23 protein-coding genes are annotated in these 24,871 nt (G+C 65.8%); 16 read left to right on the forward strand and 7 right to left on the reverse strand.

Annotated elements, in window-relative coordinates; genetic code table 11:
• Positions 1-8 precede the first annotated feature (8 nt).
• The 3 genes from zapE to H7F51_RS12575 are packed head-to-tail and all read right to left on the reverse strand — an operon-like array spanning position 9 to position 2,372.
• A complete protein-coding gene (gene zapE, locus H7F51_RS12565; protein ID WP_185664657.1) occupies positions 9-1,130 on the reverse strand; it encodes a cell division protein ZapE in 1,122 nt (373 codons plus the stop codon).
• Positions 1,127-1,588: a PaaI family thioesterase gene (locus H7F51_RS12570; protein WP_343061283.1), complete on the reverse strand. Its 462-nt coding sequence runs from the start codon at positions 1,586-1,588 to the stop codon at positions 1,127-1,129. The genes zapE and H7F51_RS12570 overlap by 4 nt, the downstream gene beginning before the upstream one ends.
• A gap of 1 nt (position 1,589) precedes the next feature.
• Entirely contained in the window at positions 1,590-2,372 is a 783-nt protein-coding gene (locus tag H7F51_RS12575; RefSeq protein WP_185664658.1) for a succinate dehydrogenase iron-sulfur subunit, read from the reverse strand.
• Positions 2,373-2,599: 227 nt separating this feature from the next.
• Here H7F51_RS12575 and H7F51_RS12580 point away from each other — a divergent pair, with 227 nt between their 5' ends.
• A complete protein-coding gene (locus tag H7F51_RS12580) occupies positions 2,600-3,808 on the forward strand; it encodes a pilus assembly protein TadG-related protein (RefSeq protein ID WP_185664659.1) in 1,209 nt (402 codons plus the stop codon).
• Between the two features lie 183 nt (positions 3,809-3,991).
• On the opposite strand, the gene H7F51_RS12585 is transcribed toward H7F51_RS12580, so the two are convergent.
• Positions 3,992-6,832 carry an Rne/Rng family ribonuclease gene (locus tag H7F51_RS12585; protein WP_185664660.1) on the reverse strand — a complete coding sequence of 947 codons (2,841 nt, stop codon included), beginning with the start codon at positions 6,830-6,832 and terminating at the stop codon, positions 3,992-3,994.
• A 589-nt stretch (positions 6,833-7,421) separates the two neighbouring features.
• Between H7F51_RS12585 and H7F51_RS12590 the strand changes: the two genes are divergently transcribed.
• The 6 genes from H7F51_RS12590 (at position 7,422) to H7F51_RS12615 (ending at position 14,986) form a co-directional block, all read left to right on the forward strand.
• Positions 7,422-8,291: an N-acetylmuramoyl-L-alanine amidase family protein gene (locus H7F51_RS12590; RefSeq protein ID WP_343061285.1), complete on the forward strand. Its 870-nt coding sequence runs from the start codon at positions 7,422-7,424 to the stop codon at positions 8,289-8,291.
• A gap of 133 nt (positions 8,292-8,424) precedes the next feature.
• Positions 8,425-10,938 (forward strand): penicillin-binding protein 1A, encoded by a 2,514-nt coding sequence (locus H7F51_RS12595; RefSeq protein WP_425491025.1) that lies wholly within the window; start codon positions 8,425-8,427, stop codon positions 10,936-10,938.
• A gap of 118 nt (positions 10,939-11,056) precedes the next feature.
• Positions 11,057-11,599: a peroxiredoxin gene (locus H7F51_RS12600; RefSeq protein ID WP_185664663.1), complete on the forward strand. Its 543-nt coding sequence runs from the start codon at positions 11,057-11,059 to the stop codon at positions 11,597-11,599.
• A gap of 93 nt (positions 11,600-11,692) precedes the next feature.
• Entirely contained in the window at positions 11,693-12,820 is a 1,128-nt protein-coding gene (gene prfB / locus H7F51_RS12605; protein WP_185664664.1) for a peptide chain release factor 2, read from the forward strand.
• The gene (locus tag H7F51_RS12610; protein ID WP_185664665.1) at positions 12,817-13,572 is read left to right on the forward strand and encodes a class I SAM-dependent methyltransferase; all 756 of its coding nucleotides are present in this window, start codon (positions 12,817-12,819) and stop codon (positions 13,570-13,572) included. The genes prfB and H7F51_RS12610 overlap by 4 nt, the downstream gene beginning before the upstream one ends.
• Before the next feature lie 7 nt (positions 13,573-13,579).
• Positions 13,580-14,986: an NAD(P)H-dependent flavin oxidoreductase gene (locus H7F51_RS12615; protein ID WP_185664666.1), complete on the forward strand. Its 1,407-nt coding sequence runs from the start codon at positions 13,580-13,582 to the stop codon at positions 14,984-14,986.
• Between the two features lie 67 nt (positions 14,987-15,053).
• Here the strand turns inward: H7F51_RS12615 and H7F51_RS12620 are convergent, their stop codons facing one another.
• Together H7F51_RS12620 and H7F51_RS12625 are read right to left on the reverse strand one after the other, a co-directional pair.
• Positions 15,054-15,521, reverse strand: coding sequence for a DMT family transporter (locus H7F51_RS12620; protein ID WP_185664667.1), 468 nt, complete (start codon positions 15,519-15,521; stop codon positions 15,054-15,056).
• A gap of 85 nt (positions 15,522-15,606) precedes the next feature.
• A complete protein-coding gene (locus tag H7F51_RS12625) occupies positions 15,607-16,911 on the reverse strand; it encodes an ammonium transporter (RefSeq protein WP_185664668.1) in 1,305 nt (434 codons plus the stop codon).
• A 221-nt stretch (positions 16,912-17,132) separates the two neighbouring features.
• Here H7F51_RS12625 and H7F51_RS12630 point away from each other — a divergent pair, with 221 nt between their 5' ends.
• Complete coding sequence (locus H7F51_RS12630; protein ID WP_185664669.1) at positions 17,133-17,618, forward strand: SH3 domain-containing protein; 486 nt, start codon at positions 17,133-17,135, stop codon at positions 17,616-17,618.
• A 124-nt stretch (positions 17,619-17,742) separates the two neighbouring features.
• Here the strand turns inward: H7F51_RS12630 and H7F51_RS12635 are convergent, their stop codons facing one another.
• Positions 17,743-18,936: an acetyl-CoA C-acyltransferase gene (locus H7F51_RS12635; RefSeq protein WP_185664670.1), complete on the reverse strand. Its 1,194-nt coding sequence runs from the start codon at positions 18,934-18,936 to the stop codon at positions 17,743-17,745.
• 118 nt (positions 18,937-19,054) lie between these two features.
• On the opposite strand from H7F51_RS12635, the gene H7F51_RS12640 reads away from it, so the two are divergent.
• The 8 genes from H7F51_RS12640 to H7F51_RS12675 all read left to right on the forward strand — a co-directional run bounded on the left by H7F51_RS12640 (position 19,055) and on the right by H7F51_RS12675 (position 24,871).
• Positions 19,055-20,497 carry a coniferyl aldehyde dehydrogenase gene (locus tag H7F51_RS12640; protein ID WP_185664671.1) on the forward strand — a complete coding sequence of 481 codons (1,443 nt, stop codon included), beginning with the start codon at positions 19,055-19,057 and terminating at the stop codon, positions 20,495-20,497.
• Between the two features lie 149 nt (positions 20,498-20,646).
• A complete protein-coding gene (locus tag H7F51_RS12645) occupies positions 20,647-21,021 on the forward strand; it encodes an NADH-quinone oxidoreductase subunit A (protein WP_185664672.1) in 375 nt (124 codons plus the stop codon).
• Positions 21,018-21,575, forward strand: coding sequence for a NuoB/complex I 20 kDa subunit family protein (locus H7F51_RS12650; RefSeq protein ID WP_185664673.1), 558 nt, complete (start codon positions 21,018-21,020; stop codon positions 21,573-21,575). Before H7F51_RS12645 ends, H7F51_RS12650 begins: the two co-directional genes overlap by 4 nt.
• 4 nt (positions 21,576-21,579) lie before the next feature.
• Entirely contained in the window at positions 21,580-22,461 is an 882-nt protein-coding gene (locus tag H7F51_RS12655) for an NADH-quinone oxidoreductase subunit C (protein ID WP_221774127.1), read from the forward strand.
• Entirely contained in the window at positions 22,458-23,669 is a 1,212-nt protein-coding gene (locus H7F51_RS12660) for an NADH-quinone oxidoreductase subunit D (protein ID WP_185664674.1), read from the forward strand. Before H7F51_RS12655 ends, H7F51_RS12660 begins: the two co-directional genes overlap by 4 nt.
• Positions 23,666-24,016: a nuclear transport factor 2 family protein gene (locus tag H7F51_RS12665; RefSeq protein WP_185664675.1), complete on the forward strand. Its 351-nt coding sequence runs from the start codon at positions 23,666-23,668 to the stop codon at positions 24,014-24,016. Before H7F51_RS12660 ends, H7F51_RS12665 begins: the two co-directional genes overlap by 4 nt.
• Positions 24,013-24,210 carry a hypothetical protein gene (locus tag H7F51_RS12670; RefSeq protein WP_185664676.1) on the forward strand — a complete coding sequence of 66 codons (198 nt, stop codon included), beginning with the start codon at positions 24,013-24,015 and terminating at the stop codon, positions 24,208-24,210. The genes H7F51_RS12665 and H7F51_RS12670 overlap by 4 nt, the downstream gene beginning before the upstream one ends.
• On the forward strand, positions 24,203-24,871 hold the full coding sequence (locus H7F51_RS12675; RefSeq protein WP_185664677.1) for a complex I 24 kDa subunit family protein: 669 nt from the start codon (positions 24,203-24,205) through the stop codon (positions 24,869-24,871). Before H7F51_RS12670 ends, H7F51_RS12675 begins: the two co-directional genes overlap by 8 nt.

The following is a 24,871-nucleotide window of genomic DNA, read 5'->3' on the forward strand; positions in this document are numbered from 1 at the left end:
GACAGGCCTCAATCCTCGCCGTGGCCCAGCGCGAGATAGTCGAGGCTTTGCATTTCCATGAGGCGGCTCACCGTCCGGTCGAACTCGAACCGGCCATCGCCAGCGGCATAGAGATCCTCGGGCAAGGCATCTGCCGCGGCGATCAGCTTGACCTTGTGCTCGTAAAGCGCATCGATCAGCGTGACGAAGCGCGCCGCCTCGTTGCGTTGGTCCGGCCCGAGCTGCGGTATCCCGACGATGACCACCGTGTGATAGCCTTGGGCGATCGCCAGGTAGTCCGCGGCGCCCCGGGCCTCGCTGCACAGCCGCTTGAAACTGAACACGGCCACGCCCTTCAGGCTCTTGGGCACGAACAGCTTGCGACCGCCGCCAAGATCAAGCTCGGCCGACGGGACGTGCGCGCTGTCTTCCGGCGGGTAGTCCGTCAGCCTGAAGAACGCCTCGCGCGCCTGGGCCGTGGCGGCATCGCCCAACGGCATGTGCCAGGTTGCCATGCCGGCCAGGCGGTCAAGGCGATAGTCCACCGGGCCGTTCAAGGTCAGAACGTCGAGTTCCCGTTCGATCAGGGCAATGAAGGGCAGGAAATGCTCGCGGTTAAGGCCGTCCTTGTACAATTCGGACGTCGCGCGGTTTGACGTGGTGACGATGGTCACCCCTTCCGACTCGATCAGGGCCGTGAACAGCCGGCTCATGATCATCGCGTCGGCGCTGTTGTTGACGACCATCTCATCGAAGGCCAGAACCTTGAAACCGCGCGCCAATGTCGCCGCCACCGGCAGGATCGGATCGCCGCTTTCCTTCTTGCGCTCCTCGCGAAGCAGGGCGTGGACCTCGATCATGAAGGCGTGGAAGTGGACCCGGCGCTTCTCGGCAATCGCCAGGCTATCGTGGAACAGGTCCATCAACATGGACTTGCCGCGCCCGACGCCGCCCCACATGTAGATCCCGCGCGGCCGGGCAGGGGGCTTGCGCCCCAGCAGTCGTCCAAGCAGCCCGCCCGTCGCGGCAGGGGCGACTTCCAGTTCGTCCTGTAACCGGGCCAGACGCTCGGCCGCGGCGGCCTGCTCCGGATCTGGCCGCAGTTCCCCGGCGGCGAGAAGCTCACGGTATCTGGCCAGCAAACCGCTCATCGCGCGCTCGGCTTGCGGATCGTGCCGGTGAACGATGCGACGAGGTGATCCTCCTGCATCATCAACCCGCGCAGGAACACCATCCGCCCAGTCTCGCGCAGCACCTCGGTCACCGCATCGAGCGGCGCGCCAATCCTGCCGGAACCGAGGAATTGGCACGAGGTGTCAAGCGTCACCGACCCGGCGAGATGCTTGCCGATCACCAGCTGCGCGCTGGCGAACAGCGAAAGATCGACCATCGACAGGACCACGCCGCCATGCACCGTCCCCGAAAGGTTCGCGTGGCGCCGCTGGGTGTGCAGCCGCAGCCTTACAGCTCGCTCACCCTCAGCCCGAACGATGAGGTGGCCGATCGCCAGCCCGTTGAAGCAGGACGGGTCGGACAGGTTCCAGGTCGACCAGCCGGGATGGGCGGGATCAGGCTCGTGAACGAAGATAACGGGTTCGGCTGAACTCACGTCAGATGTGGCGTTCGGCCTGCATCTTCTTGATCTCTGCGATCGCGCGCGCCGGGGACAGCCCCTTGGGGCAGACGTTGGCGCAGTTCATGATCGTGTGACAGCGATAGAGGCGGAAGGGATCTTCCAGCTCGTCGAGCCGCTCGCCGGTCATCTCGTCGCGGCTGTCAGCCAGCCAGCGATAGGCCTGAAGCAGGATCGCCGGGCCGAGGAACTTGTCCGAATTCCACCAGTAGCTCGGGCACGAGGTCGAGCAGCAGGCGCACAGGATGCACTCGTAGAGCCCGTCCAGCTTCTCGCGCTGCTCGGGGCTCTGCAGGCGCTCCTTGCCCGAAGGCGTGGTCGAAACGGTCTGCAGCCACGGCCGGATCGAGGCATACTGGGCATAGAAGTGCGTGAAATCAGGGACGAGATCCTTGATCACTTCCATGTGCGGCAGCGGCGTGATGCGGATGTCGCCCTTGAGATCCTCGATCGCCGTGGTGCAGGCGAGGCCGTTACGCCCGTTCATGTTCATCGCGCAGGACCCGCAGATCCCCTCGCGGCACGAACGGCGGAAGGTCAGGGTCGGGTCGATCTCGTTCTTGATCTTGATGATCGCGTCGAGAACCATCGGCCCGCACTGCTCGAGATCGATCTCGAACGAGTCATAGCGCGGATTTTCGCCGCTGTCGGGATCATAGCGGTAAACGGTGAACTTCTTCACCCGCGCGGCGCCTTCGGCCTTGTGATGGCGGGACTTGCCCGTGATCTTGCTGTTCGCGGGGAGGGTGAAGGTCGCCATGGTCCCTGTCCGTAAGAATTTGGTTCGATTAGCCCTCTAGCGATTCGGCGCCGAAGGGCAAGTGCGTGATGGCCTCCTTGGGCGGGAAATGCGCAGCACCCGCATGCCTGCCTGTTGCTTTCGGCCCAGGCACGGGAAACTGCGGGGGGTCATCGCAGGGCCCCTTCACCAAACTCTTCTAGAACCTTGAACGGTTCAGGTCGCAAGATCGAAGGAGGCATGCGACCATGATGCGAAGACTTTTGCGTGATCCGGGTGGCAATGCCACCATAGTTACCGCGTTGTCCTTGCTCGTGCTGATCGGCGCGGCCGGGGTCGGCACCGACACGGTCCAGTGGACCCTGCTCAAGCGCAAGCTGCAACGCGAGGCCGATTCGGCGGCGCGGGCCGGCGCTCTTGCCAAGATGTCCGGCTCCAGCGTCACCAGCGCGGCCCTCGCCGAGATAGAACGGTATACCTCGGTTACCCTGCTCGGCTCGCCCGTCATCGAGAATGCGCCGACTTCCGGCACCTATGCGGGCGACACGCAGGCAGTGCGGGTCACATTGGAGGCCGATGCAAGCTTGCCGTTCTCGGGGATATTCCTCAACCGTCCCGTCACCATGCGCGCCTCGGCCACGGCCGCCGCGATCGGGCAGGGGGACTATTGCATTCTCGCCCTCGAAACCGGCGCCGCCACGGGCATCACCGCCACGGGCAACACCACGGCTGCGCTCGGCTGCGGGATGGCCGCCAATGCCCAGGGATCGAGCGCCATCGCGATCGGCGGTTCGAGCTATGTGACGGCTACCTCGCTGATGGCGGTCGGCGCGATCTCGGCCGCCGATCGCAATCTCGCCGCCGGCACGGCCCAGATCCCCTACGCCCTGGTCCAGCCCGATCCCTTCGCCGGCCTGCCCGATCCGGTCGTGCCCGGTGGATGCAGCGCCAGCCTCACGGTCAACCCCAACCAGAGCCGCGCCGTGGCCAACGACAGCGGGACCGCTTGTTACAAGTCGATGGACCTCAAGGGCACGGTCACTTTCGCTCCGGGTGTCTACCTGATCGACGGCGGCTCGATCTCGATCAATGCCACGGCCAATGTTTCGGGCAGCGAGGTGATCTTCATTCTCACCAGCAGCACGATCGACACCGCGCCCGGCTCCGCCGCCACGATCACGATAAACGGCAATGCGAGGATCAACCTGACCGCGCCGACGAGCGGGACCTATGCCGGGGTCTTCCTCTATCAGGACCGCCGCGCCAGCCTGGCCAACCAGGCCAACGACATTTCCGGCAATTCCGGCTCCGTGCTGCAAGGTGCAATCTATTTCCCGGCACAGAAGGTCAAATTCACCGGCAATTCCGGCCTGATCACCATCCGGCCTGATCACCAATTGCCTGCAGGTCGTGGCCCGGCAGGTCGAGTTCACCGGCAGCAGCACCGTTACCAATAGCTGTCCGCCCGGCTCCGGCGCCGATGCGTTCAGCGGGTTCCAGGTTCACCTGGTCGAATAGGCGCAAGGGCGCTCACGTCCACGGGAGCGCTGCACTGAACGCGAAAACGCCCGGCCGGATGACCGGCCGGGCGTCTTGTTTTTGTCACGGAACCTGAAGCTCCGCGAGCATCATTTCAGCATTTATTCGCCAAAGGTGCGCTGCCACCAACCACGGCGCGGAGTGCCCGCGTCGGATTCGCCTTCACCGTCCACATCAGCGGTAACTGCGTCCTGAACCGGGTCCGCGTCGACAGAAGCCGCCACGGCCGGCTCGGAGGCCTCGGCCGGAACGGCGTCCTCAGCGGCAACCGGGGCAGCCTCGGCATCGGCCTTCTTCTTGCGGGTGCGCTTGGGCTTGGCCGGGGCTTCCTCGGCCGCGGGCGCGGGCACCACTTCCTCGGCCGGTGCCTCGACGGCGGCGGCCTTCTTGCGGGTGCGCTTGGGCTTGGCCGGGGCTTCCTCGGCGGTCGCCTCGGCGGCGGTCACCTCGGCAACGGCCGGCTCCACTGCAACATCGGCATCGGCTTTCTTCCGGCGCGAACGCTTGGGCTTGGCCGGAGCTTCCGCGGCATCCGCAGCAACCGCTTCGCTAGCAATCGGAGCTTCGGCCTCGGCATCGACGGCGACTTCCACCGCGTCGTAGTCCCCGGCCGCAGACGTCTCGTCGCCGGCTTCGTCGCCGGCCTCGTCAGTCTGCTCGCCGTTCTCGCCGCGGCCACGACCACCACGACGCCGACGGCCACGACGGCGGCGCTTGCGCGGCCCGTCTTCGCCATTGGTTTCAGTACCGTGGTCGGCGCCGGCCTCGCCGGACGCGTCCTCGGCCATATCGCCTTCAGCCCCGTCGCCTTCGGCCCCGTCAGTTTCGGAACCTTCGCCGTCCTCGGCCTCGAAGTCCTCGCCCTCGGCCTGCTCAGCGCCGTCGCGAGTGCGATTGCGACCGCCCCGACGGCGCTTGCGACGGCGGCGGCGACCGCCTTCACCGTCCTCATCCTCGTCACGGGCGCGCCGCTCGCCGCGCGGCTCGGCGCGGACTTCGGCTTCCTCCTCCTCGAACTCTTCCTCGTCCTCGAACGGAAGATCATCCTCGGGCTCGATGATCGGCTCGAAGCGGGGCAGGGAGGTCGGACGCGGCCCCGACGAGCCGACGCGCATCTTCGCGCCTTCGTTCTCGCCCTCGGGGATTACTTCCACGCGCACGCCATAGCGGTGCTCGATTTCCTGCAGGTCGTCGCGCTTGGCGTTGAGCACGTAGATCGCCGCTTCCTGCGAGGCATAGAGCGTGATCACCGTGCCCTTGCCCTTGGCTGCCTCGTCCTCGATCAGGCGCAGGGCGGAAAGCCCCGCGCTCGAGGCGGTGCGGACCAGGCCCGAACCGTCGCAGTGCGGACAGGTGCGGGTAGTGGCCTCGAGCACGCCGGTGCGCAGGCGCTGGCGGCTCATCTCCATCAGGCCGAAGCCCGAAATGCGGCCGACCTGGATGCGGGCGCGATCGTTCTTGAGCGCCTCCTTCATCGCCTTCTCGACCTTGCGGACGTTGGAGCCGTACTCCATGTCGATGAAGTCGATGACGACGAGGCCGGCCATGTCGCGCAGGCGCAACTGGCGGGCGATTTCGCGCGCGGCTTCCAGGTTGGTGCTGAGCGCCGTCGCCTCGATCCCGTGTTCCTTGGTCGAACGGCCCGAGTTGATGTCGATCGAGACGAGCGCCTCGGTCGGGTTGATCACCAGATAGCCGCCGCTCTTGAGCTGGACCACCGGGTCATACATCGCGGTCAGCTGGTCTTCCGCGCCGTAGCGCTGGAACAGCGGCACCGGGTCGGAATAGGCCTTCACCCGCCGGGCATGGCTGGGCATCAGCAGCTTCATGAAGTCACGCGCGGCCCGGTATCCGGCCTCGCCCTCGACCACCACTTCCTCGATGTCGCGGTTATAGATGTCGCGGATTGCGCGCTTGATCAGGTCGCTGTCCGAATGGATCATCGCCGGAGCGGAAGACTTCAGCGTGTTCTCGCGGATCTCGTCCCACAGGCGGGCGAGATAGTCGAAGTCGCGCTTGATCTCGGTCTTGGTGCGCTGCAGCCCGGCGGTGCGGACGATGCAGCCCATCGACTTGGGAAGGTCGAGCTCGGAAATGATCGACTTGAGCCGCTTGCGGTCAGCGGCCGAGCTGATCTTGCGCGAAATCCCGCCGCCGTGGCTCGAATTCGGCATCAGCACACAATAGCGGCCAGCCAGCGACAGATAGGTGGTCAGGGCCGCGCCCTTGTTGCCGCGCTCTTCCTTGACGACCTGCACCAGCAGCACCTGACGGCGGTGGATCACGTCCTGGATCTTGTAGCGGCGGCGCAGCGCCATGCGCTTGGCGCGGATCTCGTCTGCTTCCTTGGCGTGGGCACGGCCACGGTCGCCACCCTGGCGACGGCGGCCACGACGGCGCGGCTGTTCCTCGCCATCGCCCTCGGCAGCCTCTTCGCTGTCATGATCGAAGCCGTTCTCGACGTGCCCGGCCTCGATCGTTGCCACCTCGTCCTTCTCGGAGGTGTCGATCTCGGTCACCCCGCCGAAGTCGCCGCCGAACTCGTCATGGCTCGTTCCGGCAAAATCGTCGGCCAGGGCCTCGCCCAGTTCGTCGTCGCCAACGAAGTCTTCCTCACCCTCGGCAACGGCGCGCAGGGCGGCCTCTTCCTCGGCGTGAGCAGCCTCTTCGGCCAGAAGACGTTCGCGGTCTTCCTTGGGGATCTGGTAATAGTCGGGATGGATTTCGCTGAAGGCGAGGAACCCGTGCCGGTTGCCGCCGAAATCGACGAAAGCCGCCTGCAGCGACGGTTCGACCCGGGTTACCTTGGCAAGGTAGATATTGCCCTTGATCTGCTTGTGTTCGGCAGATTCGAAGTCGAATTCGTCAATCCGGTTGCCCTTGAGCACCGCCACCCGGGTTTCTTCCGTGTGGCGCGCATCGATAAGCATGCGCGTTGTCATCAAATGATCTCCAGTCGCGCCGCGGCCTTGCGGTCATACGCAGGCGGGCGCGGTTATTCAGTGTGCCGCCCCGGCGATCCGATACGAACGGAGCACGACGGAGGGCAGGGGTGGTTGCGGTTTGCGTGACTGCAGACAAGGAAGGGCGCGGCGAAAACGGACGCGCCGGGAATCGCGAAACTGGGCGCGATTCTGGCACCGTCGCAAACACCGCCGCCCGGAAGGACAGCAGTGAACGGGACGGCGAACGGCTTCTCATGTCAGCATCAACTCGGTTGTGCCGGTCGCACTGGTTGCGGTCCGGTCTTGTCCGGGTGGTTCCTGCGCGATCCTTCTGAAATTGCACAGCTTTGGCCCTTTCTGGCGCATGAAGCGGTGCGGGAGGATCAAGGCAGGCCTGCCTCGGAAAGGGTTGCCTAGCATCGCTTTGGCACGGCGGCAAGAATGTTGCGTGTTGACCGTGCCTTGGCATCGATCTTTTGCGCAAACCGCAAGCTGCGCCCCAAGTGCGTTCCAGCTGCGGATGAACGCTTGCCATCCATTGCCCGATGGCATGGTTCGCCTTAACCCAGCCTGCATGAGCGGCTCCGTGGCTTCCCGCATCGTCGACCTGGTCCTGCTGGCACTAGCGCCGGTGGCGATCTACGCCGGCATGATCGCGGCCGACCGACACTTCGGCCATGCCCGCGCACCGGCCTATGTCGTCCGGCTCGTCCTGCCCGTCGCCGGCGCCGCGCTCGGCCTGCCTCCGGTGCAGGGTCCGCTCGATGCAAGCCGCCCGCTGGTGGTGATCGACGCCGGACATGGCGGCCACGACCCTGGCGCGGGCCCGGCGGACATGCCGGAGAAAGCGGTCACCCTCGCGCTGGCCCGCGCCCTGCGTGACCAGTTGCTGGCCGAAGGCGGCATCCGCGTCGCGCTCACCCGCGACGAAGACCGTTACCTCCTCCTGCCCGAGCGGGCCGACATCGCCCGCCGGCTCAAGGCCGACCTTTTTATCTCGATCCACGCCGATTCCGCCGACAATGCGGAGGCTAGCGGCGCCACGCTCTACACCCTGTCCGATCGCGGTTCGAGCGACACCGCCGCTCAGCTCGCCGCCAAGGAAAACCGGGCCGACACCGTCAACGGCATCGCGCTCGGTGGGCAGAGCGACGCGGTCAGCGCGATCCTGGTCGACCTTTCGCAGCGCGAGAGCGCGGCCCGCTCGGTCGAATTCGCCCGGCTCGTGCTGCGCGAGGCGGGCGGCGCGCTGCGTTTCCGCGAACCGGCCCTGCAATCCGCCGCCTTCGTCGTACTCAAGTCCGCCGACCTGCCGTCCGTCCTGTTCGAGGCCGGCTTCATCAGCAACGAGGCCGACGCCCGCGAACTCACCTCGGATGCCGGCCGCGCGGCCTTTGCCGACAGTACGGCCCGCGCCGTCCGGGCCTTTTTCGCCCGCCGCGAGCCGCAGCCATGACCATGCCGGAAACGATCCGTCGCAAGACACGGTTGCAGCCCGGCGGCGATAGCCGCTAAAGCGCTGAGCGATCATGGCCGAAGACACACCCCCGCCGCCGCAATCTCCGCAAAACCCGGATGGGTCCGCCCCGATGCGGGTCCGCATCCGGCGCGAGGTGGCCGGCCTTGGCCGCTGGCTCTCAAGCGCGCGGGAATGGTGGGGCCACATGTGGCGCACCAGCAAGCAGTTCCGCATCGCCTCCGGCCTGCTCGGCCTGTTCGTCGCGCTCTATCTCGTGATCTGGGCCACGATCGGCCGCAACCTGCCCTCGGCCGACAGCCTGCTCACTTACCAGCCGCCGCTGCCGACCATGGTGCGCGGGGTGAACGGCGAAGTGGTCTATTCTTACGCGCGTGAACGCCGCGTCCAGCTGCGCTTCGTCGATTTCCCGCGCCCGGTGATCAACGCCTTCCTGTCGGCCGAGGACAAGACCTTCTGGTCCCACGGCGGGATCGACTACATCGGCTTCGTCGGCGCGGTGTTCGACTATGCGGTCAAGTTCGGCTCGGGCGAGCGTGCCCGCGGGGGGTCGACCATCACCCAGCAGGTCGCCAAGAACATCTTGATCGGCAACGAATATTCGGTCACCCGCAAGGTCAAGGAAATGATCCTCGCGCGGCGCATCGAAGGCGTGCTCAACAAGCAGCAGATCCTTGAGCTTTACCTCAACGAGATTCCGCTCGGCCGTCAGGCCTTCGGCGTGCAGGCCGCCGCGCAGGCCTATTTCGGCAAGGATGTCGACCAGCTCGCCCTGCATGAGGCGGCTTTCCTCGCCATCCTGCCCAAGGCGCCCGAAACCTACAGCCGCGCCAAGTTCGCCAACCGCGCGATCGAGCGGCGCAACTGGGTGCTCGACCAGATGGTCAAGAACGGCTGGGCTACCCCGGCCGAAGCCGCCGCCGCCAAGGCCCAGCCTCTCGGCCTGATCCCGCGCCGGGTCGAATCCTACGATCCCACGGTGGGCTACTATGTCGAGGAAGTGCGCCGCCGCCTGATTGAGAAATACGGCGAAAAGGCCGAGGACGGCCCGCACAGCGTCTATGCCGGCGGCCTCTGGGTGCGTACCTCGCTCGATCCCGCCCTGCAAAAGGCGGCGCAGGATTCGCTGCGCGCCGGCCTGCTCCGCTATGCTGCGGGCAAGGCGTGGCACGGCCCCGTGGCCTGGCTCAAGCTGGGCGAGGATGACTGGCAGAGCCAGTTGATCAGCGCCAATCTCTCGATCCATTATCAGGACTGGCGGATCGGTGTTGTCACCCAGCGCTCCGGTCCCAGCGCCACGATCGGCTTCCCAGATGGCAAGACTTCGCCGCTGGTCAATCTGCCCGACGCGCTCAAGCGCGGCGACGTGATCGCCGCCGCGCCGCAAGGCGGCTCGTGGGCCGTGCGGACCGTGCCCGAAGTCTCGGGCGGCATGGTCGTCGAAAGCCCGCATTCGGGCCGGGTGCTCGCCATGGCCGGCGGTTTCGATTCCGGACTCGGCTCGTTCAACCGCGCCACCCAGGCCGAACGCCAGCCCGGCTCGACCATCAAGCCCTTCGTCTATGCCACGGCGCTGGACTACGGGATGACCCCCGCCACCATGGTGCCTGACCAGACCTTCTGCGTCTATCAGGGCGCTGGCCTGGGCCAGAAGTGCTTCCGCAACTTCGACATGAAGGGCTCGGGCGGGATTCACACCATGCGCTGGGGCCTCGAACAGTCGCGCAACCTGATGACCGTACACATCGCCAATGATACCGGCATGGACCGCGTCGTGCGCACGATCGACCGGGTCGGCATAGGCAAGTACGATCCCTATCTCAGCTTCGCGCTGGGGGCAGGGGAGACCACCGTTGCCCAGATGGCCAATGCCTATGCCGCCCTTGCCAACAACGGCATCCAATATGTCCAGTCGGTGATCGACTATGTGCAAGACCGCACCGGCAAGGTGATCTGGCGGGCCGACAACCGCCCGTGCAACGGCTGCAATATGGCCGAGTATGACGGCAAGCCGATGCCGCGCCTCGCCCTGCGCGGCAAGCAGGTGCTCGATGCCCGCACCGCCTATCAGGTCGTCCACATGCTCGAAGGCGTGGTCCAGCGCGGCACTGCCACCCGCCTGCGCGATCTCGGTCTGCCGCTGTTCGGCAAGACCGGCACCACCTCGGGCCCGACCAACGTCTGGTTCATGGGCGGCTCGCGCAACATCGTCGGCGGGGTCTACATCGGCTACGACCAGCCCCGTTCGCTCGGCGGCTATGCCCAAGGCGGCACGTTCGCCGCGCCGATCTTCAAGGACTTCGTGCTGGCCACCAAGGGGCGCTGGGATCACACCCCGTTCACCGCCCCGAACGACATCCGCATGGTCAAGGTGGACCGCGCCACCGGCAAGCGGGTGTTCGAGGGCGAGCCGACCAGCGATCCCAAGACCTCGATCATCTGGGAGGCCTTCAAGGCCGACACAGAGCCGCCACGGGCCACCCGCCAGGACCAGCTCGCCAGCCAGCGCGACGCCATCCTCAGCGCGATCCGCCGCCTGCGCCAGGCCCAGTCCGGCGCCCCCGCGCCCGACGGCGGCGAACAGGCGGGTGCCGATTTCGTCGAACAGCAAGGCGGCGTTTACTGACGTTCAAAGGGTTTAGGCGGTCCGCCAACTTGGCCTCGTCACCCCGGGCTCGACCCGGGGCCCCGCTTTCATTTCGGGCGCACTTGCGGCCGGTCTTCAACCAAGGCATCTTCGCGCCATGGTCCGCCGCCTCACCCCGCTCGCCGCGCTCACAGCGCTCGTCCTCGCCCCGGCCGCTCACGCAGCCCTCCCGGTCGGCGCCAAGGCGCCCGAGTTCGCCACCCAAGGTGCGCTCGATGGCAAGCCCTTTGCCTTTGACCTGAAAAAGGCGCTGAAGAAGGGCCCGGTCGTCCTCTACTTTTACCCCAAGGCCTTCACCCAGGGCTGCACTCTCGAAGCCCATGCCTTCTCCGAGGCGAGCGACGACTTCCACAAGTCCGGCGCCACGATCATCGGCATGTCGAACGACGCCCTGCCGGTCCTCCAGAAGTTCTCGACCGAGGCCTGCCGCGGCAAGTTCGCCGTCGCCTCGGCCACTCCCAAGATCGTTGCCGACTATGACGTCGACCTCAAGCGCGAGGGCGTTTCCACCGGTCTCACCAGCCGCACCTCCTATGTCATCGCGCCGAATGGCAAAGTCGTGCTGGTCCATTCTGACATGAACTATGCCGATCACGTCAAGCTGACCCTGGCGGCGGTGCAGGGCCTCAAGCGTAAGTAAGGCGGGGACTTCAAAAGCCTGCGCCGATAGCCACCTTTACAAAACCCGGGCGGTCGCTAATCGGGCCGCTCGGATTTTGTGGAGTGTAGTGTCATGCGTGCCGAAGGGCAGGCCCATATCGACCGGATCGAAGCGGCGCTGGCGCTAGTCCGCCGCTCGCTGGATTGGGAGCGCGCCCTGCGCCGTCTCGACGAGTTGAACGCGCGCGTCGAAGACCCCAAGCTCTGGGACAATCCCAAGGACGCCGAAGCGGTGATGCGTGAGCGTCGCCGGCTCGACGCTTCGGTCAGCGCCGTCCACGCGATCACCGCCGAAATGGCCGACGCCGTCGAATTCGTCGAACTCGGCGAAATGGAAGGCGACGATGCGACCGTTGACGAAGGCATCGCCACCCTCGCCGCCCTCGTCGAGCGCGCGGACAACGACAAGGTCCAGGCCCTCCTCTCGGGCGAGGCCGACGCCAACGACACCTATCTCGAAGTCCACTCCGGGGCCGGCGGCACCGAGAGCCAGGACTGGGCGCAGATGCTCCAGCGAATGTACACCCGCTGGGCCGAGCGCCACGGCTACAAGGTCGAACTGGTCGACTACCACGCCGGCGAAGCGGCCGGAATCAAGTCCTGCACCCTGCTGATCAAGGGCGAGAACGCCTACGGCTATGCCAAGACCGAGAGCGGCGTCCACCGCCTCGTCCGCATCAGCCCCTATGACAGCTCGGCCCGCCGCCACACGTCGTTCAGCTCGGTCTGGGTCTACCCGGTGATCGACGACAACATCAACATCGACATCAACCCGGCCGACCTCAAGATCGACACCTACCGCGCCTCGGGCGCGGGCGGCCAGCACGTCAACACCACCGACTCGGCCGTGCGCATCACCCACGTTCCCTCCGGCATCGTTGTCGCCAGCCAGATCGACCGTTCGCAGCACAAGAACCGCGAAACCGCGATGAACATGCTGAAGGCGCGGATGTTCGAGGAAGAAATGCGCAAGCGCGAGGAAATCGCCAGCGCCGAACATGCCGCGAAGACCGAAATCGGTTGGGGCCACCAGATCCGTTCCTACGTCCTCCAGCCCTACCAGCTGGTCAAGGACCTGCGCACTGGCGCCACCAGCACGGCGCCCGACGACGTGCTCGACGGCGCACTCGACCCGTTCATCGCCGCGGCTCTCGCCCAGCGCGTGACGGGCGAGAAGGTCGCCGTGGAAGACGTCGATTGAAATCCGGCCTCGCCCTGGCCCTGGCGCTCGCCGCGCTGGCCGGGTGCAAGCCTCAGGCGCCTGACCCGGACGCTGGCCGGCCCGCCGCCGCGCGCGGTTTCCCCCGCGCCGACCGCCCCGTTTCCGGCACTGGCTCGACCCAGTTCTCCACCGAAGTCCAGCGCGACCATCTGGGCGAAGCGCGCACGGTCATGACGCTGGCCGGGATCACCCCCGGCGCCACCGTGGCCGACATCGGCGCGGGCGAGGGCTACTACACCGTCCGCCTCGCCGAACAGGTCGGCCGCAAGGGCCGCGTTCTCGCCGAGGACATCGACCCCGGCGCGATCGAGCGGCTCGCCCGCCGGGTCGAGAAGGACCAGCTCAACAACGTCTCGTTGCGCACCGGCACCCCGGAAGACCCGCGCCTTCCCGAAAATTCGTTCGACCGCATCTTCATGGTCCACATGTACCATGAAGTGGCCGAACCCTACGCCTTTCTCTGGAACCTCAGGCCCGCCCTGAAGGAGAACGGCAGCGTCATCGTGGTCGACGTCGATCGTCCGGCCGACCGTCACGGAATACCGCCCGACCTTCTCTTCTGCGAATTCGCCGCAGTGGGGTTTCGCTTGGCGGAATTTGTCCGTAAACCGGAGGTGACGGGTTACTATGCAAAGTTCGAGGTCGCGGGGCCGCGTCCGGCACCGGCGGCCATCGTGCCGTGCAGACTGGGGGCAGGGGCCACAGCGGCACGGCAGGGCAGCGGAAAGTAAGGGCAAAATGGGATTCAAGGGACTACAGCCGATCCTCTACGGTGGCCGCGAAGTGTGGCCGCTGGTTGAAGGCGGCAAGGGCGTTGCCGCAACCAACCACATGAGCTCTGGTGCATGGGCGGCAGCCGGCGGCATCGGTACGGTCAGCGCGGTGAATGCCGACAGCTACGACGCCGAGGGCAAGATCATCCCGCAGGTCTACAATGCGCTGACCCGCAAGGAACGCCACCTCCAGCTGATCGACTATGCGATCGACGGCGCGGTCGAGCAGGTCCGCCGGGCGCACGAGATTTCGGGCGGCAAGGGCGCGATCAACATCAACGTCCTGTGGGAAATGGGCGGGGCCCAGGCCGTGCTCGAAGGCGTGCTGGAAAAGACCCGCGGCCTCGTCACCGGCGTCACCTGCGGCGCGGGCATGCCCTACAAGCTGTCGGAAATCGCCGCCCGCTTCAACGTGCACTACCTGCCGATCGTCTCCTCGGGCCGCGCCTTCCGCGCGCTTTGGAAGCGCGCCTATCACAAGGTCGCCGAACTGATGGCCGCCGTGGTCTATGAAGATCCGTGGCTGGCCGGCGGGCACAATGGCCTGTCCAACGCCGAAGATCCCAGGAAGCCGGAAGATCCCTATCCCCGGGTCAAGGCCCTGCGCGACACGATGCGCGCCGAAGGCGTGCCCGACTCCGTGCCGATCATCATGGCCGGGGGCGTCTGGTTCCTGCGCGAATGGAACGACTGGATCGACAATCCGGAACTTGGCGCCATCGCCTTCCAGTTCGGCACGCGCCCGCTCCTCACCGAGGAAAGCCCGATCCCGCAGGCGTGGAAGGACCACCTGCGCACGCTCGAACCGGGCGATGTCCTGCTGCATCGCTTCTCGCCGACGGGCTTCTACAGCTCGGCCGTGCGCAATCCCTTCCTGCGCAGCCTCGAAGCGCGCTCGATGCGCCAGATCCCCTATTCCAAGGTTTCGGCCGGCGAACACACCGTGCAGCTCGACGTCGGGGTCAAGGGCAAGAACTTCTGGGTCACGCCCGGCGATCTTGATCATGCCCGGGCATGGTTCGGCCAGGGCTTCACCGAGGCCCTGCGCACGCCGGACGACACCGTGATCTTCGTCAACCCCGCCGAGCGTGAGGAAATCCGCAAGGATCAGGCGGACTGCATGGGCTGCCTCTCGCACTGCGGTTTCTCCTCATGGAAAGACCATGACGACTACACCACGGGCCGTCTCGCCGATCCGCGCTCGTTCTGCATCCAGAAGACCCTGCAGGACATCGCTCACGGCGGCGACATCGACCAGAACCTGATGTTTGCCGGCCACGCGGCCTACCGCTTCAAGCAGGACCCGTTCTATTCCAACAACTTCACCCCCACGGTGAAGCAACTGGTCGACCGTATCCTGACCGGAGACTGAGCGCCGAAATCGCCAGCAAGACGATGGGCCGCCGATCCGATTTCGGCGGCCTTCTCGTTTGCCCGGTTCAGCCCTTGGCTGACCGCAAATTCCCGATCTCCATCACCACGATCCCGATGAAGATCGCTCCAAGCCCGATCATCCGCATCGCGTCCATCGGTCGCCGCGCCATGCCCAGCAGGCCGTGCTGGTCGATAACGGCGGAAGTCACCAACTGCGCGATCAGGATGAACGCGACGAAGCTCGCCGCCCCCATGCGCGGAATGATGATCGTGGCCGATAGGGCGTAGAACCCGATCAGCAGGCCCGCGCCATAGCCGGGCAAGGGCGCCGCGCCCAATTGCGCAAGGGTCGGCAGTCCATATAGCGGGATGGTGATCCCCGCCGCGACCATAAGGGCAATGGCGAACATGATCGCGGTCGCCGCGAAGGGATTGCCCACGGCGCGGGAAACCCCGCTATTGAGCACCCCGATCAACGGAATGCCCGCACCGGCAAGGAAGGTCCAGGCAGCAAGCAGAGGGTAGGAGCGCATCGGAAAATCCTTTCGGATCAACTTGACCCGCCATTCCCGGCCGGTCAACCGCGCGCTCCCGCCCTCCTGCGATCAGCTTGACGGCTCAATCCATCTCCCAGGCCCGCTCGCCGTGGCTGGAAAGGTCCAACCCCTCACGCTCGGAATCTTCCGATACGCGCATCGGCAGAAACAGGTTGATCCCAAGCGCCAGCAGCGCACTGGCGATCGCGGAAAAGACCGCGACCACGCCCACGCCGATCACCTGCGCCGCGATCTGGCTGGCCATGGTCATGCCCTCGGCATAGCCCGTCCCGCCCAGCGCGGGGGCCAGGAACACGGCCAGAAGCAGCGAGCCGACCATGCCGCCGACGCCGTGGACCGCAAAGACGTCGAGCGAATCGTCGATCTTCAGGCGGAACTTGATGAGCTGGATCATCGGGTAGCAGACCGAGGCCGCGATCAGGCCAAACACCAGCGCCGCCCCCGGCGAGATGAAGCCCGCCGCCGGGGTCACGGTGGCTAGGCCTGCGATGGCGCCCGTGGCAAAACCGATCGAGGTCGGCTTGCCCACGGTCACCCGCTCGATCGCCAGCCACATCAAGGCAGCGGCGCAGGCCGCGACATGGGTGTTGATGATCGCGGCGGCGGCATCGTCGCTGGCGGAAAGGGCCGAGCCGCCGTTGAAGCCGAACCAGCCCACCCACAGCAGGGCTGCACCCGCCATGGTCAGGGCCGGGCTATGCGGCAGCATGAGCGTCTTGGGGAAACCATCGCGCTTGCCGAGCAGGGCGGCGGCAACCAGCGCCGAAACGCCCGCCGTCGTATGAACTACGATGCCCCCGGCAAAATCCAACGTGCCCAGCTTCGCCGCCAGCCAGCCGCCGCCCCAGACCCAATGTGCAACCGGGGCATAGACGATGAGGCCCCACAATGCCGAGAAGGCCACGACCCATCCGAATCGCGCCCGGTCGACCCAGGCGCCGACCATCAGCGCCGGGGTGATCGCGGCGAAGCACATCTGGAACAGGGCATAGGCGCTCTCTGGAACCGTCGTCCCCTCGCGCACCGTGCCGAGCTGGTTGAACATGGCCATGTCGCCATTGCCCAGCCAGCCGTTGCTCGCCGGACCGAAGGCAAGCGTATAACCGCAGACCAGCCAGAGCAGCGAGGCGACGGCCACGATCGCGCCGCACTGGACCAGCACCGAGAGGAAATTCTTGGCGCGCACCAGCCCGCCGTAGAACAGCGTCAGTCCCGGCGCGGCCATCATCATGACCAGCGCGCTCGACACCAGGATCCACGCCGTATCGCCGCTGTCGGCGCCACCGCCCGCAGCACCCTGCGCCCGCGCGGCAACCGGCGCCAACAGGCAAAGAGCGGCACCCGCACGCGCGGTCCACTTGTTCATCGCGTTGTCCCTCCTGCGCGCCGGCTTGCCCGGTCACGCTCCAATGATTGCAGCGATTAGGACAACAGTTGCACAAGGTGCAAGGATGCTGCGCAGCATCCTTGCGAAAAAGCTCCGTCAAAGTGCTGTATCGCGCTGCCACGGCAGGTTTTCCGCAACGCGAAAGACTTAATGCTCATGCAGGGTTGAGAGACTCAGGTCGCCGGGTTTAAGGGACTTGCATGTTTCGCAAACTTGCCTCCGCGACCATCGCCGGTCTGTGCCTGCTTGCCGCCACCGGTCCGGCGGCGGCAGCCGACGATGAAGGCGTGCCCTACTGGGCCTCGCTACGCGGCCGCACTGCCAACCTGCGCGTTGGACCGGGCGAGGATTACCGGATTTCCTTCCAGTATCACCGCGAAGACCTGCCGATGAAAGTCCTGCGCGTGATGGAAGGCTGGCGCCTGGTGCAGGACCCCGATGGTTCACGCGGTTGGATGCTCGCCCGCTTCCTCAAGCGCGATCGCGGCGCCATCGTCACCCTCCGGAAGGGCGACCTCGCCGAGATGCACGAACAGGCCGATGCGGCATCCAAGCTGATGTGGAAACTCGAACCCGGCGTAACCGGCAAGCTCGGAGACTGCGCCGAGGGCTGGTGCAAGCTCGACGTCGGCGGCCACGCCGGATACGTCCGCGAGCAATCACTCTGGGGTGCAGGCACGCCCTGAGGCGGGCAGCTGAACCACTCGTCATTGCGAAGGGCGAAGCCCAGCGGCAATCCAGGGCGACTTTCCGCAGGGGTTACTCAACGTAACAGGTGAGGGCAGGGGCCGAAGCCCCTGCCACCGGAAATCAGGCCAGTTCGAGCGCGATGGCGATGCCTTCGCCGCCGCCGATGCACAGCGCGGCCACGCCGCGCTTGCCGCCCTTGGCCTTGAGCGCGCCGATCAGGGTGGTGATCACGCGGGCGCCAGAAGCGCCGAGCGGGTGGCCGAGCGCCGTCGCGCCGCCGTGGACGTTCACCTTGTCGTGAGCGATGCCAAGGTCGTGCATGGCGAACATGGTGACGCAGGCGAAGGCTTCGTTCACTTCGAACAGGTCGACGTCGCCCACGGTCCAGCCAGCCTTGTCGAGCACCTTCTGGATCGCGCCAACCGGGGCCGTGGTGAACTTGGCCGGTTCATGGGCGTGAGTCGCGACCGAGACCAGCGTCGCCACCGGCTCCAGCCCCTTGGCCTTGGCCACGCTGGCGCGGCTGAGCACGAGGGCGGCGGCGCCGTCCGAGATCGAGGAGGACGAAGCTGCCGTGATCGTGCCGTCCTTGGCGAAGGCCGGGCGCAGGCCCGGGATCTTGTCGGGGCGGCCCTTGGGCGGCTGCTCGTCGGTGTCGACCACGGTTTCACCGGCGCGGGTCTTGATCGTGACCGGGGCGATCTCGCCCTTGAACCCGCCGTCGTTGATCGCGGCCTGGGCGCGGCGCAGCGATTCGATGGCGTAATTGTCCATGTCCTCGCGGGTCAGTTGGTACTCGTTGGCGGTAACCTGTGCGAAGGAGCCCATCGAGCCGCCTTCGTAGGCATCTTCCAGCCCGTCGAGCAGCATGTGATCGAACGCCGTATCATGGCCGAAACGCGCGCCCGCGCGGTGCTTCTTGAGCATGTAGGGGGCGTTGGTCATCGATTCCATGCCGCCGGCTACGGCCATGTCGATCGAACCGGCCGCCAGCGCCTCGGCCGCCATGATCACGGTCTGCATGCCCGAGCCGCAGACCTTGTTCACCGTCGTCGCCTCGGCCGAAAGCGGCAGGCCGGCCTTGAGCGCGGCCTGGCGGGCAGGGGCCTGGCCGAGGCCAGCGGGCAGCACGTTCCCCATGTAGACCCGCTCGACGTCCTCACCCGCAACGCCGGCTCGTTCGATCGAGGCCTTGATCGCCGTGGCACCGAGATCGACCGCCGAAACGTCCGAGAATACGCCCTGCATCCCGCCCATCGGAGTGCGGGCATAGGACAGGAAGACAACCGGGTCGGCAGCGGAAATATGCGGCATGCTCAAAATCTCCCATGAGCGGCGCATGAGCGCCGCGGAAATGCATTGGCTTGGTCCCAAGCGAAGCCGACGCGGCCCCCTCTTGTCAACAACTCATAAAGTGGCAAGGCAAGACCTGATGACTTCGCCCACCTCAGCACCCGCCGAATTGATCGCTGCGCTGGTCCAGCGCCAGCGGGCGAGCTTCCTCTCCGCCATGCCCGAAGCGCTGTCCGTCCGGCGCGACAGGTTGCAGCGTCTTCGCGCGGTGTTGCAGGTTCATTGCAGCGCCATTGCAGAGGCGGTCGAAGCCGATTTCGGCACTCGCAGCCGCGACTTCACGCGCCTGGCCGACGTCCTTCCCGGCGTCAGCATGGTCGACTACTGCCTGAAGAATCTCGACCGCTGGGCCCGTCCGGAACGCCGCAAGACCTTGAAACCGTTGAGCTTCCTCGGCGCCCGCGCCGAAGTCCGCTACGAACCCAAGGGCGTGATCGGCATCGTCTCGCCGTGGAACTTCCCGGTCGTCCTCGCCTTCGCCCCGCTCGCCCAGGTCCTCGCCGCCGGCAACCGTGCACTGCTCAAGCCCAGCGAGCATACCCCTGAAACTTCAGCGCTTTTTGCGGAGATTCTCGCGTCCGCCTTCGCCCCGGAAGAGGTCGCCGTCGTCACCGGCGACGCTGAAACGGGACGCGCCTTCGCCGCCCAGAAATTCGATCACCTGGTATTCACCGGCGCGACCGCGATTGGCCGTGAAGTGGCCCGGGCAGCCGCGGAAAACCTCGTGCCGGTGACATTGGAACTTGGCGGCAAGAGCCCCGCGATCGTCTCGCGCAGCGCCGACCTGGCCCACGCGGCCAGCCGCATTGCGCTTGGAAAGCTGATGAATGCAGGCCAGGTTTGCCTCGCACCAGACTATGTCCTGGTCCCGGAAGAGCGGACCGACGAGATGATAGCTGCGCTCGAAACCGCTGTTCGCGGCATGTATCCGACGATGCTTTCCAACGACGACTACGCCGCGCTTATCGCCGATCGTCACATCGGGCGGCTAGGCGCCCTCGTCGCCGACGCTGTCGCCAAGGGCGCGCGGGCGACCGAAATCAACCCCGCGGGCGAGGATTTTTCCGCAAGCAACGCCGCCAAACTGCCGCTGACCGTGCTTAGAGGCGTCAACGACACGATGCAGGTGATGCAGGAAGAAATTTTCGGACCGGTCCTGCCTCTGGTCAGCTACCGCTCGCTCGACGAAGCCCTGGCCTACGTGAATGACCACGAGACGCCGCTCGGCCTCTACTGGTTCGGCGAGGATCAAGCCGAGGCGGAGCGAGTCGTCGCTCGCACACGGTCCGGCGGGGTGACCCTGAACGACACGATTGCCCACGTGACGGTCGACGATCTTCCATTCGGCGGGCTCGGCGCATCGGGCATGGGCGCCTACCATGGGATCGAGGGATTCAAGGCATTCAGCCATGCCCGCGCGGTCTATCGCCAGTCCCGGCACGACATCGCCCGGCTGATCGGACTGAAGCCGCCCTACGGCGCCAAGCTCAAGCAGATCCTCAGGCTCAAGCTGGGCGCCTGAATGCCAAGGCGGGCCAGGCCGCACCCTACGGAAATACCCGCAAATGGTGCAATGCGGCAGTTCCCCCACTTGCGCGGCGGGGCGGGCGGGACTAGGGGCCTTGAAGCTTCTTTCGAGGCGTCCTTACGAGTCATCTTCGAGGCGTGTGCGTGGTCGACCTCTCGCAATACCTGCCGATCCTGATTTTCCTGGTCATCGCACTGGGACTTTCGACGGCTTTCGTGTTCCTGCCTATGGGCGTTGCCCGTCTGACCGGCGCTCACAAGCCGGATCCCGAGAAGAATTCCGAATACGAGTGCGGGTTTCCCGCTTTCGAGGATCCGCGCAGTCAGTTCGACGTGCGGTTTTACCTCGTGGCGATCCTGTTCATCGTCTTCGACCTTGAAGCGGCGTTCCTGTTCCCCTGGGCTGTCAGCCTCAAGGAAACCGGTTGGGCCGGCTGGCTGACGATGATGGTCTTCCTCGCTGAACTGGTGATTGGCTTCGCCTATGCGTGGAAGAAGGGAGCTCTGGACTGGGAATGAATACCATGGCTACCACTCCCGCTGCCGGTTCTGCTGCCGGTGGTTCGATCATCGCGCCGGATCAGGCCTTTTTTGACAGCCTGAACTCCGAGGTTTCCGACAAGGGTTTCCTCGTCACCAGCACCGAGGAGCTGTTCCAGTGGGCCCGCACCGGCTCACTGTGGTGGATGACCTTCGGCCTTGCCTGCTGTGCGGTCGAGATGATCCACGTCAACATGCCGCGCTATGACATGGAGCGCTTCGGCGCAGCCCCGCGCGCCTCTCCGCGCCAGTCGGACGTCATGATCGTCGCCGGCACGCTGTGCAACAAGATGGCCCCGGCGCTCCGCAAGGTCTACGACCAGATGTCGGAGCCGAAGTACGTCATCTCGATGGGCTCCTGCGCCAATGGCGGTGGCTATTACCACTATTCCTACTCGGTGGTGCGCGGCTGCGACCGGATCGTTCCTGTCGACATCTACGTGCCCGGCTGCCCGCCGACTGCCGAGGCCCTGCTTTACGGCGTGATGCAGCTGCAGCGGAAAATCCGCCGCATCGGCACTCTCGAACGCTGAGGGGATGAGCGTGACCGTTCTCCATTCCGCCCCGCGCTATCAGGCCGAGGATGGCCTCGTCGCCGCGCTCTCCGCCACGCTCGGCGACAAGCTGCTCGCCTGCAAGGAAGAGCATGGCGAGGTGGTCCTGACCGTCCGCCGCGCCGCAATCGACGATGCACTGCGCCTGTTGCGCGACGAGCATGACTACCAGCAGCTGATGGAAATCGCCGGGGTTGACTATCCCCAGCGCGCCGAACGCTTCGAAGTGGTCTACATGCTGCTGTCGGTAACTCGGAACCATCGCCTGCTGGTCAAGGTCTCGGCTGCTGAAAATACCCCGGTGCCGACCGTTACCACCGTCTGGCCGGTCGCCGGCTGGCTCGAGCGCGAAGTGTTCGACATGTACGGCGTGTTCTTCGCCGGCAACACCGACCTGCGCCGCATCCTGACCGACTATGGCTTCGAGGGGCACCCGTTCCGCAAGGACTTCCCGCTGACGGGCTATGTCGAACTGCGCTACTCGGAAGAGGACAAGCGCGTGGTCTATGAGCCGGTCAAGCTTGCGCAGGACCTGCGTTCGTTCGACTTCATGAGCCCATGGGAAGGCGCCGACTACGTCCTGCCGGGTGATGAGAAGGCGCTGACGCCGCCGCCGGCTCCAGCGCCGGTCGCAACGGCTCCCGCAAAGGTAGAGGCCCCCAAGGTCGAGACGCCCAAGGTGACCGAAAAGCCTGCCGACACCGGCGCGGGCGAACCGGCCGCCAAGGAAACGGCGAAGAAGGTGAGCAAGGCCAAGGCCGCGCCCAAGGCCAGCAACAAGGCCGAACCGGGCGCGCCCGAGCCGACCGAAACCCGGCCAGCCCGCAAGCCGCGCGCAAAAAAGACTGATGGAGGCGAGGCATGAGCTTCTCGCTCGAGGAATCGCCGACCACCGGCGACGAAGTCATCACGAATTACACGATCAACTTCGGGCCCCAGCACCCCGCGGCGCACGGCGTGCTGCGCATGGTGATGGAGCTTGACGGCGAGATCATCGAGCGGATCGATCCGCACGTCGGACTGCTTCATCGCGGCACCGAAAAGCTGATCGAGCACAAGACCTATCTCCAGGCCCTGCCGTACTTCGACCGGCTGGACTATTGCTCGCCGCTGGCGATGGAGCACTCCTACGTGCTCGCCATCGAGAAGCTGCTCAACCTCGAGGTTCCGCTGCGCGGGCAATACCTGCGCGTGCTGTTTGCCGAGCTGACCCGCGTCTGCAACCACATGCTCAACATGGGCTCGCACGTCATGGACGTGGGCGCCATGACCCCGAACCTGTGGCTGTTCGAAATCCGCGAGGACTGCCTCAACTTCTTCGAGCGTGCGTCCGGCGCCCGCATGCACTCGGCCTGGTTCCGCCCAGGCGGCGTTCATCAGGACGTGCCCGAAAAGCTGCTGGTCGATATCGGCGAGTGGATCGATACCCGGCTGTTCCCTCTGTTCGAAGACGCGATGAGCCTCGTGGTCGACAACCGCATCTTCAAGCAGCGCAACGTCGATATCGCCAAGGTTTCCAAGGAAGACGCGCTGGCCTGGGGCTTCTCCGGCCCGATGATCCGCGCCGCGGGCATCCCGTGGGATCTGCGCAAGAGCCAGCCCTACGATGTCTATGACCGCATGGACTTCGAGATCCCGGTTGGCACCAATTCCGATTGCTACGACCGCTTCATGGTCCGCGTCGAGGAAGTGCGCCAGTCTGCCCGGATCATGAAGCAGTGCCTCGCCGAAATGCCGTCCGGCCCGGTCGCCAGCGAAGACCGCAAGGTCGTGCCGCCCAAGCGCGCCGAGATGAAGCAGTCGATGGAAGCGCTGATCCATCACTTCAAGCTCTACACCGAGGGCTTCCACGTTCCGGCGGGTGAAGTGTATGTCGCCACGGAAAGCCCCAAGGGCGAATTCGGCGTCTATCTGGTCTCGGACGGATCGAACAAGCCGTACCGCTGCAAGATCCGCCCGACCGCCTTCAGCCACCTTCAAGCGATGGATTTCATGTCCAAGGGCCACATGCTGCCTGACGCGACCGCCATCCTCGGCGCGATCGACGTGGTGTTCGGGGAGTGTGACCGGTGAGCAATCTTGAAACCGCCAAGGCGATGATCGCCGCCTATAACGCGCAGGACGTGGACCTCTACGTTTCCTACATGACCGACGAGGCCTGCGAAGCCGGCTATCGCGGCGCCGTGGTGCGCGAGGGCAAGGAAGGCACGCGCTCGGGTCTCGCCGCCGCGTTCAAGGTCTGGCCGCGGAACAAGGCCGAGATCGTCCACGCGCAGGAAATCGGCAACTACGTCCTGTTCCGCGAACACGTCACGCGCGGCCCCTCGACCGACGGATCGCCGCTGGTCGAGCCGTTCGAGGTGATCGCAGTCTATTCTTTCGAGGGCGACAAGTGCGCCCGCGTGGAGTTTATCCGGTGAAGACCACATTCGACATGATGCGCGTCTGGGCCGTGCTGACCGGCCTCGTCCTTGCCGCCTGGTTCTTCGGAACGCTGTGGCTCGGCATGAAGACCAGCGACACGGTGCCGATGCTCATCTCGGCCATCGGCGGCTTCGAAATGATGCTTTACGTCCAGGACCTCGTGCTCAAGCGGAAGCGCCAAAATGGCTGATCGTCATCTTGAGGCCGATACGCCCGAACTGCGCGCGCGCTGGGGCTCGTTCGCGTGGACCGAGGCCAATGCCGCCAAGGCGAGCGAGATTGTCGCGCGCTATCCCGACGGCCGCCAGCGCTCGGCGGTGATGCCGCTGCTCGATCTGGCGCAGCGTCAGGTTGGGGCAGAACTGAACACGCAGGGCTGGCTGCCGATCCCGGTGATGGAATATGTCGCGGCCTACCTCGACATGCCGATCATCCGCGTGGTCGAGGTGGCAACCTTCTACACCATGTACAATCTGGTGCCAGTTGGCCGCTATCACGTGCAGGTCTGCGGCACGACGCCGTGCATGCTGCGCGGGTCGGACGACTTGATATCGGCCTGCAAGAAGCGCGGCATGCCCGCCGGCGGCGTCTCGGAAGACGGTCTCTGGACCTTCACCGAGGTCGAATGCATGGGCAACTGCTCCTCGGCGCCGATGGTCCAGATCAACGACGACAACTACGAGGACCTGACGGCGGAACGCCTCGACGGTATCCTCGACGCACTGGCCCGGGGCGAGCAGCCGAAGACCGGCACGCAGGAGCCTGGCCGCCACACGGTCGAGCCGGTTGGCGCGCTGTCTTCGCTCACCGCGATGGCCGGCGAAAACCACGATTACCGGGGGGAGTGGTAA

Source organism: Novosphingobium flavum (assembly GCF_014230315.1).
Classification (GTDB): Bacteria; Pseudomonadota; Alphaproteobacteria; order Sphingomonadales; family Sphingomonadaceae; genus Novosphingobium; species Novosphingobium flavum.

Bases quoted from the DNA above. Each gene is read 5' to 3' on its own strand.
- zapE (WP_185664657.1), bottom strand. From the start codon at position 1,130: ATGAGCGGTTTGCTGGCCAGATACCGTGAGCTTCTCGCCGCCGGGGAA.
- H7F51_RS12575 (WP_185664658.1), bottom strand. From the start codon at position 2,372: ATGGCGACCTTCACCCTCCCCGCGAACAGCAAGATCACGGGCAAGTCC.
- H7F51_RS12580 (WP_185664659.1), top strand. From the start codon at position 2,600: ATGATGCGAAGACTTTTGCGTGATCCGGGTGGCAATGCCACCATAGTT.
- H7F51_RS12585 (WP_185664660.1), bottom strand. From the start codon at position 6,832: ATGACAACGCGCATGCTTATCGATGCGCGCCACACGGAAGAAACCCGG.
- H7F51_RS12595 (WP_425491025.1), top strand. From the start codon at position 8,425: ATGCGGGTCCGCATCCGGCGCGAGGTGGCCGGCCTTGGCCGCTGGCTC.
- H7F51_RS12600 (WP_185664663.1), top strand. From the start codon at position 11,057: ATGGTCCGCCGCCTCACCCCGCTCGCCGCGCTCACAGCGCTCGTCCTC.
- prfB (WP_185664664.1), top strand. From the start codon at position 11,693: ATGCGTGCCGAAGGGCAGGCCCATATCGACCGGATCGAAGCGGCGCTG.
- H7F51_RS12615 (WP_185664666.1), top strand. From the start codon at position 13,580: ATGGGATTCAAGGGACTACAGCCGATCCTCTACGGTGGCCGCGAAGTG.
- H7F51_RS12620 (WP_185664667.1), bottom strand. From the start codon at position 15,521: ATGCGCTCCTACCCTCTGCTTGCTGCCTGGACCTTCCTTGCCGGTGCG.
- H7F51_RS12625 (WP_185664668.1), bottom strand. From the start codon at position 16,911: ATGAACAAGTGGACCGCGCGTGCGGGTGCCGCTCTTTGCCTGTTGGCG.
- H7F51_RS12630 (WP_185664669.1), top strand. From the start codon at position 17,133: ATGTTTCGCAAACTTGCCTCCGCGACCATCGCCGGTCTGTGCCTGCTT.
- H7F51_RS12635 (WP_185664670.1), bottom strand. From the start codon at position 18,936: ATGCCGCATATTTCCGCTGCCGACCCGGTTGTCTTCCTGTCCTATGCC.
- H7F51_RS12640 (WP_185664671.1), top strand. From the start codon at position 19,055: ATGACTTCGCCCACCTCAGCACCCGCCGAATTGATCGCTGCGCTGGTC.
- H7F51_RS12650 (WP_185664673.1), top strand. From the start codon at position 21,018: ATGAATACCATGGCTACCACTCCCGCTGCCGGTTCTGCTGCCGGTGGT.
- H7F51_RS12655 (WP_221774127.1), top strand. From the start codon at position 21,580: ATGAGCGTGACCGTTCTCCATTCCGCCCCGCGCTATCAGGCCGAGGAT.
- H7F51_RS12660 (WP_185664674.1), top strand. From the start codon at position 22,458: ATGAGCTTCTCGCTCGAGGAATCGCCGACCACCGGCGACGAAGTCATC.
- H7F51_RS12675 (WP_185664677.1), top strand. From the start codon at position 24,203: ATGGCTGATCGTCATCTTGAGGCCGATACGCCCGAACTGCGCGCGCGC.